Origin of the sequence: Streptomyces coryli (assembly GCF_011044975.1) — a bacterium.
Taxonomy (GTDB): Bacteria; Actinomycetota; Actinomycetes; order Streptomycetales; family Streptomycetaceae; genus Streptomyces; species Streptomyces coryli.
Map to the genome: position 1 here is coordinate 40925 of NZ_JAAKZV010000005.1, position 12407 is coordinate 53331.

The window sequence follows — 12407 nt, forward strand, 5'->3', positions numbered from 1 at the left end:
GTCTCGTACATCACCAGCGGGCACGTCACGCGGGTTCGTACGGGAGCAGCGGGCCGCACTCCCACTGCTGGAAGATCAGCCGGGTCTCCACCCGCGCCACCTCGGGCCGGGAGGTGAACTCGTCCAGTACGAGCCGCTGCAGATCGGCCGTGTCCGCCACCGCCACGTGCACCAGATAGTCGTCGGGCCCGGTCAGATGGAACAGCGCCCGCGACTCCGCAAGACCGCGCACCCGCTCCACGAACGGGCCGATCAGCTCCCGCCGGTGCGGCCGCACCTGCACCATCAGCAGCGCCTCCAGGCCCCGCCCCAGCTTCGCCGGATCGACCCGCAGCCGCTGCCCGACGATCACCCCGGCCCGGCGCAGCCGCGCCACCCGGTCCAGGCAGGTGGAGGGCGCGATGCCGGCGGCCGCGGCGAGGTCGCGGTTCGTCATCCGGGCGTCGTTCTGCAGCAGCCGCAGAATCTCCAGGTCTACCGGATCGAGAGCGGGATTATCGGACATCGGCCGAACGTAGCACGGCAACCGCCCGGTAGCACCCGCTGAGAATTCATCCTGATCTCCATGGAGACCCCGCTGCGCAACCTCGCCACGGAGGCCGTGCACGCCGGGCGCGAAGACCTCGCCGCCCGCGGCCTGCACGCCGCCCCGCTCGACCTGTCGACCACCTACCCGTCCGCCGACAGCCGCGCCGAGGCCGCCCGCCTCGACGAGTTCGCCGCCACCGGCGCGCTGCCCGCGGGCCCGCCGGTCTACGGCCGGCTCGGCAACGAGACCGTCGACCGCTTCGAGACCGCCCTCGCCCGCCTGGAGGGCACCGAGTCCGCGGTCGCCTTCGCCAGCGGCATGGCGGCGCTGACGGCGACCCTTCTCGTCCGGGCCTCGCAGGGCCTCAAGCACATCGTCGCCGTCCGCCCGCTGTACGGCTGCAGCGACCACCTGCTGACCGCTGGGCTGCTCGGCACCGAGGTGACTTGGACCGACCCGGCGGGCATCGCCGACGCGATCCGCCCCGACACCGGCCTGGTGATGGTCGAGACCCCGGCGAACCCGACCCTCGCCGAGGTGGACCTGCGCGCGGTGGCGTACTCCTGCGGCGAGGTGCCGCTGCTGGTCGACAACACCTTCGCGACCCCGGTGCTGCAGCGCCCGGCGACCCTCGGCGCCCGCGCCGTGCTGCACAGCGCGACCAAGTACCTCGGCGGCCACGGCGACGTCCTCGGCGGCGTGGTGGCCTGCGACGAGGAGTTCGCGCGGCAGCTGCGCCAGATCCGCTTCGCCACCGGCGGCATCCTGCACCCGCTCGCCGGCTATCTGCTGCTGCGCGGCCTGTCGACGCTGCCCGTACGCGTGAAGGCCCAGTCCGCCACGGCCGCCGAGCTGGTGCGCCGCCTCAAGGCGGACCCCCGTATCACCAAGGTCCACTACCCGAAGGTCGGCGGCGCGATGGTCGCCTTCGAGGTCGACGGCGACCCGCACGAGGTGATCGCCGGGGTCGAGCTGATCACCCCGGCGGTCAGCCTCGGCAGCGTGGACACGCTGATCCAGCACCCGGGCTCGATCAGCCACCGCGTCATCGGCGCGGACGGCCGCCGCAGCGGCGGGATCAGCGACCGGCTGCTGCGGATGTCGGTGGGCCTGGAGGACGTCGAGGACCTGTGGGCGGACCTGGACGCCGCGCTCAGTGCCGCCGTACGGGCTCCGGCTGAAGCCGTGCGGTGATCACGAGGGTGCCCTCCTCGACCTGGTAGTCGAGCGGCAGCCCGAGGCCGCGCATGGCGGCGACCATGCCGGTGTTGGACGACTGGGTGACGGCGTACGCGCTCGCGTAGCCGGCCTCGTCCGCCAGCACCAGCAGTCTCCGCAGCAGCTCGGCGCCGATGCCGCGGCGCTGCCAGGCGTCCTCGACCAGCACCGCCACCTCCGCCTCGTCGCCGTCCCACAGCAGATGCCCGAGGGCGACGAGGCGGCCGGAGGCGGATTCGACGGCGAGGGTGCGGCCGAAGCGCGGGCTGAGCAGGTGGTTGAGGTAGCGGTCGGCGTCGCCGACCGGGCCGTGGTAGCGCAGCGCCAGGGTGTCGGGGGAGCAGCGGTCGTGCATCGCCCGCGCCGCTGCCACGTCGCCGGGCTCGGCGCGGCGTACGGACACATCGCTGCCGGTCCGCAGCGTGGCCTGCTCGCGGGAGGTGGGCATCCGCGGCCCGAGCCGGGTGTCCAGCTCCACCAGCGCCCGGGCCCGCGCGAACTCGGTCGGCGTGAACGGCAGATACGGCCGCTCGATCGCCAGCTGCCCGCCCGACGGGTCGCGCAGCCGGATCACGGTGCCTTCGAGCACGCCCTCCTCGGGCACCTCCGCGGCCGGCGGGCGGCCGGCGGGGGAGAGGGCGGGCACCGAGTGGATGGTGCAGCGGCCGAGCAGCCGGCGCAGCGCGAGCGGCAGCTCGGACGGATCCATGGCGGTACGGGTCGCCAGGCCCAGCACCCGGGTCGGGGTGTCGACCAGGTCGTGCGGATCGGCCCGCTCCAGCCATGTGTCGCGGCCGCCGGCGCCCGCCACGGCGTCCTTGATGGCGTCCCCGTCCACGGCCACCGGGGCCCGCAGCAGGAACTCGTCCACCGTCCCGTCACCCAGCGGATGCGTCTGCAGCGTCAGGATGTCGGCCGCGTGCTCGGCCAGCGCCGCGCAGACGGCGGCCAGGGTCCCCGGCTCGTCGCGCACCGTGGTCCGCATCCGCCACAGCGCCGTCTCGCCGCCCGAGGCCGCGACCGCCGCGGCGGCCGGATCAGGGGGTGCGTGGGTCCTGCGGTGTGCCCACCATGTGTGGAACCCGACCGTGATGAGCAGCACGATCGCGGACACGGCGAGCATGGGTGGGCCCTCCGGACCCTTGAGTACGGTCTTGGCGACGCTGTCCGCCACCACCACGGCGGTGAACAGCGCCGCCAGCTCGACGACGTCCCGGCGCCAGGTGTGCTGAGTCTTCCTTTTCATCATGGTCACAGCCTCGGCGAACGTTGTTGCGTGATCACGAATGCGCTGTGACCGGTGCGTAAAGAGTGGCTATTGTCCGACCCGTCCCGGCTGCAGCACCTTGGTGAACAGCACCGCGCCGCCCTCTTCCCGGAGCCGGACGGTCATCTCGCCGCTGCCGCCGTCGATGTCCACCTGGCCGTAGTACTGGCCGCCGGCCGACGGCGGTACGTTCGCGGACGTGGGCGCCTTCACGAACGGCTGCGTCGCGCCGAAGGTGCCGTCCAGCTTCAGCGCCGGGAAGCCGCCCGCGTTCAGCGGCCCGGAGACGAACTCCCAGAAGGGCTCGAAGTCGGTGAACGCCGCCTTCGACGGGTCGTAGTACTGCGCCGACGTGTAGTGCACATCCGCGGTGAACCAGACCGTGCCGGTGATCCGCTCGTGCTTGATGTGCCGCAGCAGGTCGGCGATCTGCAGCTCGCGCCCGAGCGGCATGCCGCTCTCGCCCTGCGCGATGGCCTCGAAGCGGGTGGTGCTGTCCGGGACGACCAGGCCGAGCGGCATGTCCGAGGCGATCACCTTCCAGACCGCCTTGGACCGCGACAGCTCCCTCTTCAGCCAGGCGAGCTGCTCGGTGCCGAGGATGCCGGTGGGGTCGTCCGGCTGGTTGTTGGCGGAGTTCTGGTTGCGGTACGTCCGCATGTCGAGCACGAAGACGTCCAGCAGCGGGCCGCGCCGGATCACCCGCTGGACCTGGCCGCTCGCGTCCGGGTGCAGCGAGGACACCGGGAAGTACTCGGCGAAGGCCCGCTTCGCCCGCGCCGCCAGCACGTCCGCGTTCTTCTCCGTATAGCGGGCGTCCTCGATGATCTGGCCGGGGAACCAGTTGTTGCGCACCTCGTGGTCGTCCCACTGGTTGATCCACGGGATCTGGGCGTTGAAGCGGCGCAGGTTGTCGTCGAGGAGGTTGTAGCGGAAGTTGCCGCGGAATTGGTCCAGCGTCTGCGCGACCTGCGCCTTCTCGTCCGTGGTGACATTCCGCCAGGTGCTGCCGTCGGGCAGCGTGACGGACGGCAGGATCGGGTTGTCGGCGTAGATGTTGTCGCCGCTGCAGAGGAAGAAGTCCGGATCGAGGCCGCGCATCTCCTCGAAGATCGTGTAGCCGCCTCGGTCGGGGTTGATGCCCCAGCCCTGCCCGGCGAGGTCCGCGGACCAGGTGAAGCGGATGTCCTTGCGGCGGGACGCCGGTGCGGTACGGAACGTGCCGGTGACCGGCTCGCCCTTGCGGCGCGGGTCGTCGGGGTCGGCGAGGGTGACGCGGTAGTGGATCTGCTCGCCCGGCGGCAGGCCGCGCAGCTGGGTGCGGCCGGTGAAGTCGGTGTCCGGGCCAACAATGGGCCCGTGCCAGCGGCGGGCGTTCTTGAACGACTCGGTGGCCGAGGTCTCCACGATCATCCGCGCGGCCCGGTCGGAGCGCACCCACACCAGCCCGGAGCCGGCCCGGACGTCGCCCACCTGCACGCCCCACTTCGCCGCCGGGCGGCCGCTCAGCGCCTGCGCCGGGGCGAGGCCGGTGACGCCGGGCAGCGCCAGCGCCGCGGACGCGGCCGCGCTCCCGCGCAGCAGGGCTCGTCTGCTCGGCCTCCGGTCTGCCTGGTCGTTGCTGTTCAAGCTCCGCACCTCATCTTCTCTAGCGACGGCGGCTCACATCGTGACCCCGCGTCCGCAACAGGGCCGTGCCCTGGACGCGAACGACAAGTGAACAACTCCCGCAACTCCAGGGGAAGTCCGGCGCGTGGGAATCAGTCGTTCCGTACCCGAGTGCCACTCGCGGTGCGGAGCCGTTCGACACCGCGTGCGATGTCCGAGGGCGCCAGATGGGCGTATCCGAGCACCAGCCGCACCCGCGGATCGTCCGCGGACGCGCTGCCGTACGAGGACAGCCCCAGCACCTCGACGCCGGCCCGCAGCGCCCGGGCGGTGAACTCCCGCTCGGGGCCGTATCCCTCGGGGAGCGCCGCGATCACGTGCAGCCCGGCGGCGATGCCGGAGACCTCGGCGCCGGGGAAGTGCTCGGCGAGGGCGGCCACCAGGGTGTCCCTGCGGGTCTTGTACTCGCGGCGGGTGCGGCGCAGGTGGCGGTCGTATTCGCCGCGCTCGACGAGGTCGGCGAAGGCGGCCTGGTCGAGGACGGAATTGCCGAGGTCGAGGCGGAACTTGCGCTCCGCCAGCTCCGCGGCCAGCCACGAAGGCGCCACCATCCAGCCCAGCCGCAGGCCGGGGGCGAGGGACTTGCTGACCGAGCCGGTGTAGAGGACCCGCTCGGGGTCCAGGCCCTGCAGCGCGCCGACCGGCTCGCGGTCGTAGCGGAACTCGCCGTCGTAGTCGTCCTCGACGACCAGGTGCTCCCCTTCCCGCAGCCACTGCAGCAGTCCGGCCCGGCGCTCCGGCGAGTACGCGATCCCGGACGGGAACTGGTGCGACGGCGTCAGCACCGCGATCCGCGCGCCGCTGCGGCGCAGCGCACGCAGGTCGATGCCCTCCGCGTCGATGGCGACACTCGTCGCCGCTATGCCGGTGGCCTCGAACTGCAGCCCGTGCGGCGGGCTCCCCGGATCCTCCAGCGCCATCGTGCGGTGCCCGCGCGCCCGCATCACCATCCCGGTCAGCGTCAACGCCTGGGACACCCCGGAGCACACCAGCACCCGCTCCGGATCCGCGACCACCCCGCGCCGCCGGGCCAGCAGCGCGGCGAGCGCGGTGCGCAGCCGGGGCAGGCCGCGCGGGTCCGGGTAGCCGAGCCCGCCGTGCGGCAGCTCGGACAGCACCCGGCGCTGCGCGGCTCCCCAGGTGGCGCGGGGAAACAGCGACAGGTCCGGGGTGCCGGGCTTGAAGCTCAGAGCGGGCGCGGGACCCGGTGCGGGCGCGGCCGGGGCCGGCGCCGCGCCGGCGATCTCGCTCACCCACGTCCCCGAGCCGCGCCCGGCGCGCAGATAGCCCTCCGCCGTCAGCTGCTCGTACGCGTCCGTGACCAGCCCGCGCGACACCCCGAGGTCCGCCGCCAGCTCCCGGCTCGCCGGCAGCCGGGTGCCCGCCGCGAGCCGCCCGGAGCGCACCGCGTCCCGCAGCGCCGCCTGCAGCGTCTGCCCGCGGCGGCGCGCGGGCGCGGCGGCGGCGGGCAGCAGCAGCTCCCAGGCGGCGGTCCAGCCGGGCGTCTCCGCTTTCTCCGCCGCCGAATTGGTCCCCGATAGCGTCATGGAGGTGGACCTTAATCGCGGTCCGGTCGCGCTCGTAGCGTCGTTCACATGATGAAACCGCAAGCTCAGGGCGCGCTCCTCGCCGGCATCGCCTGCTTCCTCGTCGGCGGGTCCTTCACGGTCAACTCCGTGCTCGGCGACTACCCGTACGCCACCGGGCAGGCGCTGCGCTACGGCGGCGCCTGCCTGCTGCTGCTCCCGCTGCTGGGCCGCGGCGGCCTGGCGCCGCTGAAGCGCCTCGCGCCGCGGCAGTGGCTGCGCCTCGCGCTGCTCGCCGCGGTCGGCATGGCGGGCTTCAACTTCGCGGTGCTGGCGGCCGAGCGGACCGCGGAGCCTGCCGTGCCCGGTGTCGTCGTGGGCTGCGCCCCGATCCTGGTCGCCGTCCTCGGCCCGCTGCTGGCCGGGCGCCGCCCCACCCGGGCGGTGCTCGGCGGGGCCCTGCTGGTCGCGATGGGGGCGCTGATCGTCCAGGGCCTGGGGCGTACGGACCTGGCCGGCATGATCTACTCCGTGCTCGCGCTGCTCGGCGAGACCGGCTTCGCCCTGATCGCGGTGCCGCTGATCCGCCCGCTCGGCCCCAAGCTGCTGTCCACCGCGGCGACCGGCCTGGCCGCGCTGGAGTCCATGGCCGCCGGACTGGTGCACGGCGGCACCGGCGTCCTGCAACTCCCCAACGGCGGCGAGGCCCTGGCGCTCGCCTGGCAGACCGTGATCGTCACGGTGATCGGCTTCGTCTGCTGGTACTCCGGCATCCAGCGCATCGGCGCCGAGCGCGCCACCCTCTTCTCGGGCCTGATCCCCGTCTCCGCCGCCATGACCGCCCCCCTCGTCGGCACCGGCGGCTACGGGCTGCCGCAGGCGGCGGGCAGCCTGCTGGTCGGTCTCGGCGTCGCCATCGGCTCCGGCCTGCTCGCTGGACAACGCCGCACCTCATCGGCTGAGATGGCGGAGTGCCCGCAGACGCGCTCGACACAGCAGACGAAGCAGCCGATGACGCCGCCGCCTTCGAGGAGCACCGTCCGCTCCTGACCCAGGTGGCCTACCGCATGCTGGGCCGCATCGCCGACGCCGAGGATGTCGTCCAGGACGCCTGGCTGCGCTGGTCGGCCGCCGACCGCAGCGAGGTGCGCGAGCCGCGGGCCTTCCTCGTACGGATCACCACGCGCCTCGCCATCGACCGGCTGCGGCAGGTGCAGTCCCGGCGCGAGGCCTATGTCGGGCCGTGGCTGCCGGAGCCGCTCGCCACCGACCTCGGCGGCGAGGTGCCCGACACGGCCGAGCAGGCCGTGCTTGCCGATTCGGTGAGCCTCGCCGTCCTCGTCGTGCTGGAGTCGCTGTCGCCGCTGGAGCGCGCCGTCTTCGTGCTGCGGGAGGCCTTCGGCTATCCGTTCGCCGACATCGCCGCCATGCTGGAGCGCTCCGAGGCGGCCGTCCGCCAGCTCTCCGGCCGCGCCCGCAAGCACGTCGAGGAGCGCAAGCCGCGCTACGACGTCGACCCGGCCGCGCGCCGCGACATCACCGAGCGCTTCATCGCCGCCGCCACCGGCGGCGACATGCAGGGGCTGATGGAGCTGCTCGCCCCGGACGTCACCCTGGTCGGCGACAGCGGCGGCAAGTCCAGGGCGCCACTGCGCGAGCTGGTCACCGCCGACAAGGTCGGCCGCTTCATCCTCGGGGTCGCGGAGACCAGCATGGAGCGGATGGACATCCGCATGGAGATGCGCGAGGTGAACGGCGCCCCGGCGCTCGTCACGTACGACGGCGACAAGATCGACAACGTCCTGACCGTGGAGATCCTGGACGGCCGCATCCAGCGGATCCTGATCCAGCGCAACCCGGACAAGCTGGCCGGCGTCGCCCGCTGATCTCTCGCTGATCGCTCCGCATTATCCCTGCTCACACCCCCTGCCCGGGCATTGGTCTTGACCAAGTCCCGGCCCCGTCCTAGGGTCGCAGTGAAACTGCAACAACCTTTCTTAAAGACCTCTGATTAAGACGCACTTAAGACGCACGCGGAGGACAGGGTGGGGACGACCACGCCGGCTGCAGTGCCGGAGCCGAAGTACTGGCACCTGAAGAGCGTGCTCAGCGACGCGCTGGAGAGCGACTTCGAGGTCGGCGAGATCCTGCCGAACGAGCGCGACCTCGCCGCCCGCTTCGGCGTCGCCCGCGCCACCCTGAGGCAGGCGCTCGACCAGCTCGAGCTGGAGGGCCGGCTGCAGCGCCGCCGCGGCGTCGGCACCACGGTCGCGCCGCCCCGGGTGGGCGTCGCGGTCGGCGACACCGAGCCGCGCTGGCCCGGCGACAGCGACGAGGCCTGGGAGCCGGTCGGATATGTCGAGCAGCAGCCGCCCGCCGCCGTGACCCGCCTGCTGGGCGCGGCTGCCGACGACAAGGTCCATGTCGTACGCCGCGTCCGCGCCCGCCACGGCCAGCCGGTCGCCGCCGAGCTCGTCTACGTCCCGGCCGCTTCCGTCCCCGGCCTCACCCGCATAGACGCCGAGGGCCCCGCCCTGGCCCGCGCCGTGCTGCGCGAGCTGCAGCGCCTCGAGCTGCAGGGCCAGGAGCGCACGGTCGAGCTGGGCTCGGCCACGGCCGACGACGCCAAGGAGCTGGACCGGCTGCCGGGCGCCCCGGTGCTGGTCGTCACCGCGCGCTACACCTCCGGCGACGCCACCGCGGCCGTCGCGGTCGGCACGTATCGCGCCGACACCTGCCGCCTCACCTTCGGCGAGGACGGCGGCCTGCTGGCCGGCTAACCGGCCCGCCGGTCGTCATCCAGCAGCCCGAACTCCGTCAGCAGCGCGCCCACTTCGGTCGCGTCCAGCCGCTTCAGCAGCCGCTCCCGTACGAACCCGGGCCCGGGCAGCCGCAGCTCGGCCCCGTCCCGTAGGTGGCTGACCGCGGCCAGCAGCTCGCGCACGTCGTAGGTGGAGTTGAAGACCTCGGGCACCCCGCGCTCGACACCCAGCAGCCGGTACGCCGCCTCCATGCCGGTGCGCGCCGAGTACTCGGTCGTGAAGATGGTGTCCCGGGTGGTCTCGGCGAACTGGCCGATGAACGCGAAGTTCACCGCCCCCTCCGGCACCACATCGGGCCGGTCGCCCGCCCGCCGCGGCAGGAAGAACGCGGTCACGTACGGCATCATCACCGGCACGCACCGGGCGCCCTCCGCCGCCAGCCCGGCGATCTCGTCCTCCGGCACGCCGAGGTGGTACAGCCACTCCTGCGTGATCTCCTCGCCGGTGCACTCCTGCATCGGCTTGCGGACGTAATCCCCGGGCCGGTCGACGAACAGCGAATAGACCCACACCACGATCTGGTCCGCCGGCTGCTGCTTGAAGTGCGGCTGCCGGTTCACCGTCCAGCTCAGCAGCCAGCTGGAGTCGCGGGCGGTGACGATGCCGCCGGTGACGACCTTGCCGCTGAACGGGTCGCGCTTGCAGACCCGCTCGATGTAGCCGGGGATGCGCGGATCGAGGGTGGTGACGGTGGCCGACTCCCACTTGCTCTCGGGGATGTTGCCGCAGAAGACCTCGGGCCGGCCGAAAGCCGGGTCCTTCGCCGCGATCCGCCGCCACAGGTCCCAGGCGGGCGCCGGGCCTTCGTTGAGCCGGGCCGGGGTGTGCTGGTCGCCGTTGTCGGAATTCTCGGTGAGCGAGCCGATGGTCGTGAGCACCAGCTCGTCCTCGCCCAGATCGACGCCGCCCTCCGCCCCGTCCTCGGTCCAGTGGATACGGGTCGCCTGCTTGCGCCCGGGCGCCAGGTCGAAGTCGATGTCGGTGACCTCGACGCCGAAGCGGAAGGTCACGCCCTGGTCCATCAGCCAGCGGGTGAGCGGCAGCACCATCGACTCGTACTGGTTGTACTTGGTGAACTTCAGCGCGGACAGGTCGGGCAGCCCGCCGACGTGGTGGATGAAGCGGTGCAGATACAGCTTCATCTCCAGAGCGCTGTGCCACTCCTCGAAGGCGAACATGGTGCGCCAGTACAGCCAGAAGTTGCTGTCCAGGAAGTCCTGCCCGACGACCTCGTTGATCCGCTTGCCCTCGAGCTCCTCCCGGCCGGTGAGGAAGAGCTTCGCGATGTCCTTCTGCGCCCGGTCGCTGAGCGCGAAGAGCCCGTCGGTGCCGGCGTCCTGCCCGCGCCGCTCGGTGACGCGCTGCAGCGACCTGTTGGGGTCGTCCTTGTTGAGCCAGTAGAACTCGTCCAGCACGGAGGCTCCCTCGACCTCCAGCGACGGCACCGAGCGGAACAGATCCCACAGGCACTCCATGTGGTTCTCCAGCTCCCGCCCGCCCCGGATCACGAACCCCTTCTTCGGCTCCTTGATCCCGTCCAGCGCGCCGCCGGGCAGCGGCAGCCGCTCCAGCACGGTGATCCGCTCGCCGGGCACCTGCGCATCCCGTACGAGAAAGGCCGCCCCGGCCAGGGAGGCAAGCCCGGCGCCGACGAACCAGGCGCTCTTGCGCTCGGCGCCCTCCGGCTTGCGCGGCCGCGCGAAGGCCTCATAGTTCCCGCTGCTGTAGTACATCCCCCCATTCACCCCCGCCCAGGGCAGGTGCCGCATACGCCCGGCGCCGAATGGATGACCACAGGGAACTTGCGCGTGAGCGACGGTGAACTCAGCGGGGGCGAGGGTCTGCCTGTGTGCCGTAGCGGGCGAGCATGGTCAGCACCGCTTGGTCGACCGCGTTGGTGATGGCGGAGTCGTCGGGCTCCCAGCGTGCGAGCAGCATCCGCGGCCAGAACACGTAGTTGGAGATCATCCCGAGGAATTGGGTAGCCGCCATCTCGGCGTCGTCGAGCCGGGCTGTGCCGGCGTCGTTTGCCGCTTCCAGGTAGCGGCGGACCGATTCGAAGTAGGGCATCTTGCCGAGCTTGAACTGGGTCTCGCCGAGCTCGGGGAAGCGTGGCACCTCGGCGATGACGATGCGGAAGAGGGCGGCCATGCCGGGCTGGGTGAGAAGGTCCACGTACCGGCGTGCGATGGTCTCAAGCCCCGCGCGGAGGTCCCCTGGCTCGGGGAGGGGCGCCTCCTCGTCGTCGACCTTCCAGTATTCGGTGACGATCGCCTCGAACAGGGCCGCCTTGGTGGCGAACTGCTTGAACAGAGTCGCCCTCGACACCCCGGCCGCCTCGGCGATGCGGGCCAGCGAGGTGCCATCGTAGCCGGAGTCGAGGAACAGCTTCGTCGCCGCCTCGACGATGGCCGTCCGCTTCTGCGCTGCTACGCGCCGGTGGTATCCCGAAGGCTGTGCCGTCATGCGCTCCAGTATGCCTCTTGCTACGAGGTGAGTCACTTGACTCACCTCTGGTCCTGCTCTTACCTTGAGGGAAGAGGTGAGTCGCTCGACTCACCATTAATGGAAACCTGGAAGGACGCATTATGGGGCGCTTTGAGGGCCAGACCGTCATGGTCACGGGCGGCAGCGGGGGCATGGGCAGCAGCCATGTGCAGGGCTACCACGCCGAGGGGGCGAACGTCGTCATCGCCGGCCGCGACGACGACGCCGGCCGCGATCTCGCTGCACAGCTCGGTGATCGGGCTCTGTCCGTGCGCCTGGATGTCGCCGGCGAGGAGGACTGGGCGGCGGCGGTGCGAGACGTCGAAGGCCACTTCGGGCCGATCACCATCCTGGTGAACAACGCGGGCATCCAGAACCCGGCGGCCCCTATCGAGCACACCGAACTCGGCACCTGGGAGCGCATCTTCAGCGTCAATGTCACCGGCCAGTTCCTCGGCATCAGGGCCGTGGCTCCGTCGATGCGCAAAGGCGGTGGCGGAAGCATCGTCAACATCGCCTCGACCATGGCCCACGGCGGCACGGCCTTCTACGCCCCCTACACCGCCAGCAAATGGGCCGTGCGCGGGCTGACCAGGACGGCCGCGCTGGAGCTGGGACGGGACAACATCCGGGTCAACTCCATCCACCCCGGCGTCGTCTCCACACCACTGATCAACGAACCCACCCTCGCCGGCCAGCCGGCCATCGCCGACTTCTACTCACCCGCCCCCTTCGCCATCCCACGCCTGGCCGAACCTGCCGACATCACCCGCCTGCTGCTCTTCATCACCTCCCAGGACGCATCCTTCGCCACGGGCTCGGAATTCGTCCTGGACGGCGGCCTGCTGCTCGGCCCTGCGCTGCAACCCGAGGCCGACATCGCAGCTTGA

The 12407-nt window shown here is 72.0% G+C and carries 11 protein-coding genes; 5 read left to right on the forward strand and 6 right to left on the reverse strand.

The window, feature by feature from the left end; genetic code table 11:
* Positions 1-25: 25 nt before the first annotated feature.
* On the reverse strand, positions 26-505 hold the full coding sequence (locus G5C51_RS02640; protein ID WP_165230858.1) for an Lrp/AsnC family transcriptional regulator: 480 nt from the start codon (positions 503-505) through the stop codon (positions 26-28).
* Positions 506-565: 60 nt separating this feature from the next.
* On the opposite strand from G5C51_RS02640, the gene G5C51_RS02645 reads away from it, so the two are divergent.
* On the forward strand, positions 566-1723 hold the full coding sequence (locus G5C51_RS02645; protein WP_165230861.1) for a trans-sulfuration enzyme family protein: 1158 nt from the start codon (positions 566-568) through the stop codon (positions 1721-1723).
* Here the strand turns inward: G5C51_RS02645 and G5C51_RS02650 are convergent.
* From G5C51_RS02650 to pdxR, 3 genes are all read right to left on the reverse strand, one after another.
* Positions 1683-2996, reverse strand: a complete 1314-nt coding sequence (locus tag G5C51_RS02650) for a GNAT family N-acetyltransferase (protein WP_165230864.1) — start codon at positions 2994-2996, stop codon at positions 1683-1685. The two genes, G5C51_RS02645 and G5C51_RS02650, sit on opposite strands and share 41 nt — an antisense overlap.
* Positions 2997-3062: 66 nt before the next feature.
* Positions 3063-4643: an alkaline phosphatase D family protein gene (locus G5C51_RS02655; protein ID WP_240929336.1), complete on the reverse strand. Its 1581-nt coding sequence runs from the start codon at positions 4641-4643 to the stop codon at positions 3063-3065.
* Between the two features lie 131 nt (positions 4644-4774).
* Positions 4775-6229 carry a MocR-like pyridoxine biosynthesis transcription factor PdxR gene (gene pdxR / locus G5C51_RS02660; protein ID WP_165230867.1) on the reverse strand — a complete coding sequence of 485 codons (1455 nt, stop codon included), beginning with the start codon at positions 6227-6229 and terminating at the stop codon, positions 4775-4777.
* Between the two features lie 48 nt (positions 6230-6277).
* Between pdxR and G5C51_RS02665 the strand changes: the two genes are divergently transcribed.
* The 3 genes from G5C51_RS02665 (at position 6278) to G5C51_RS02675 (ending at position 8988) form a co-directional block, all read left to right on the forward strand.
* Positions 6278-7258 (forward strand): DMT family transporter, encoded by a 981-nt coding sequence (locus G5C51_RS02665; protein ID WP_165230870.1) that lies wholly within the window; start codon positions 6278-6280, stop codon positions 7256-7258.
* Positions 7259-7275: 17 nt separating this feature from the next.
* Entirely contained in the window at positions 7276-8094 is an 819-nt protein-coding gene (sigJ, locus tag G5C51_RS02670; protein WP_240929342.1) for an RNA polymerase sigma factor SigJ, read from the forward strand.
* Between the two features lie 159 nt (positions 8095-8253).
* Entirely contained in the window at positions 8254-8988 is a 735-nt protein-coding gene (locus G5C51_RS02675; RefSeq protein ID WP_165230876.1) for a UTRA domain-containing protein, read from the forward strand.
* Here the strand turns inward: G5C51_RS02675 and G5C51_RS02680 are convergent.
* Both G5C51_RS02680 and G5C51_RS02685 read right to left on the reverse strand, forming a co-directional pair.
* Positions 8985-10763 carry an oleate hydratase gene (locus tag G5C51_RS02680; protein WP_165230879.1) on the reverse strand — a complete coding sequence of 593 codons (1779 nt, stop codon included), beginning with the start codon at positions 10761-10763 and terminating at the stop codon, positions 8985-8987. The two genes, G5C51_RS02675 and G5C51_RS02680, sit on opposite strands and share 4 nt — an antisense overlap.
* A gap of 91 nt (positions 10764-10854) precedes the next feature.
* Positions 10855-11496: a TetR/AcrR family transcriptional regulator gene (locus G5C51_RS02685; RefSeq protein WP_165230882.1), complete on the reverse strand. Its 642-nt coding sequence runs from the start codon at positions 11494-11496 to the stop codon at positions 10855-10857.
* 122 nt (positions 11497-11618) lie between these two features.
* Here G5C51_RS02685 and G5C51_RS02690 point away from each other — a divergent pair, with 122 nt between their 5' ends.
* The gene (locus tag G5C51_RS02690; RefSeq protein WP_165230885.1) at positions 11619-12407 is read left to right on the forward strand and encodes an SDR family oxidoreductase; all 789 of its coding nucleotides are present in this window, start codon (positions 11619-11621) and stop codon (positions 12405-12407) included.

Coding starts and splice junctions, on each gene's coding strand:
- G5C51_RS02685 (WP_165230882.1), bottom strand. CDS start 11,496: ATGACGGCACAGCCTTCGGGATACCACCGGCGCGTAGCAGCGCAGAAG.
- G5C51_RS02650 (WP_165230864.1), bottom strand. CDS start 2,996: ATGATGAAAAGGAAGACTCAGCACACCTGGCGCCGGGACGTCGTCGAG.
- G5C51_RS02640 (WP_165230858.1), bottom strand. CDS start 505: ATGTCCGATAATCCCGCTCTCGATCCGGTAGACCTGGAGATTCTGCGG.
- G5C51_RS02680 (WP_165230879.1), bottom strand. CDS start 10,763: ATGTACTACAGCAGCGGGAACTATGAGGCCTTCGCGCGGCCGCGCAAG.
- G5C51_RS02690 (WP_165230885.1), top strand. CDS start 11,619: ATGGGGCGCTTTGAGGGCCAGACCGTCATGGTCACGGGCGGCAGCGGG.
- G5C51_RS02645 (WP_165230861.1), top strand. CDS start 566: ATGGAGACCCCGCTGCGCAACCTCGCCACGGAGGCCGTGCACGCCGGG.
- G5C51_RS02665 (WP_165230870.1), top strand. CDS start 6,278: ATGATGAAACCGCAAGCTCAGGGCGCGCTCCTCGCCGGCATCGCCTGC.
- pdxR (WP_165230867.1), bottom strand. CDS start 6,229: ATGACGCTATCGGGGACCAATTCGGCGGCGGAGAAAGCGGAGACGCCC.
- sigJ (WP_240929342.1), top strand. CDS start 7,276: ATGCTGGGCCGCATCGCCGACGCCGAGGATGTCGTCCAGGACGCCTGG.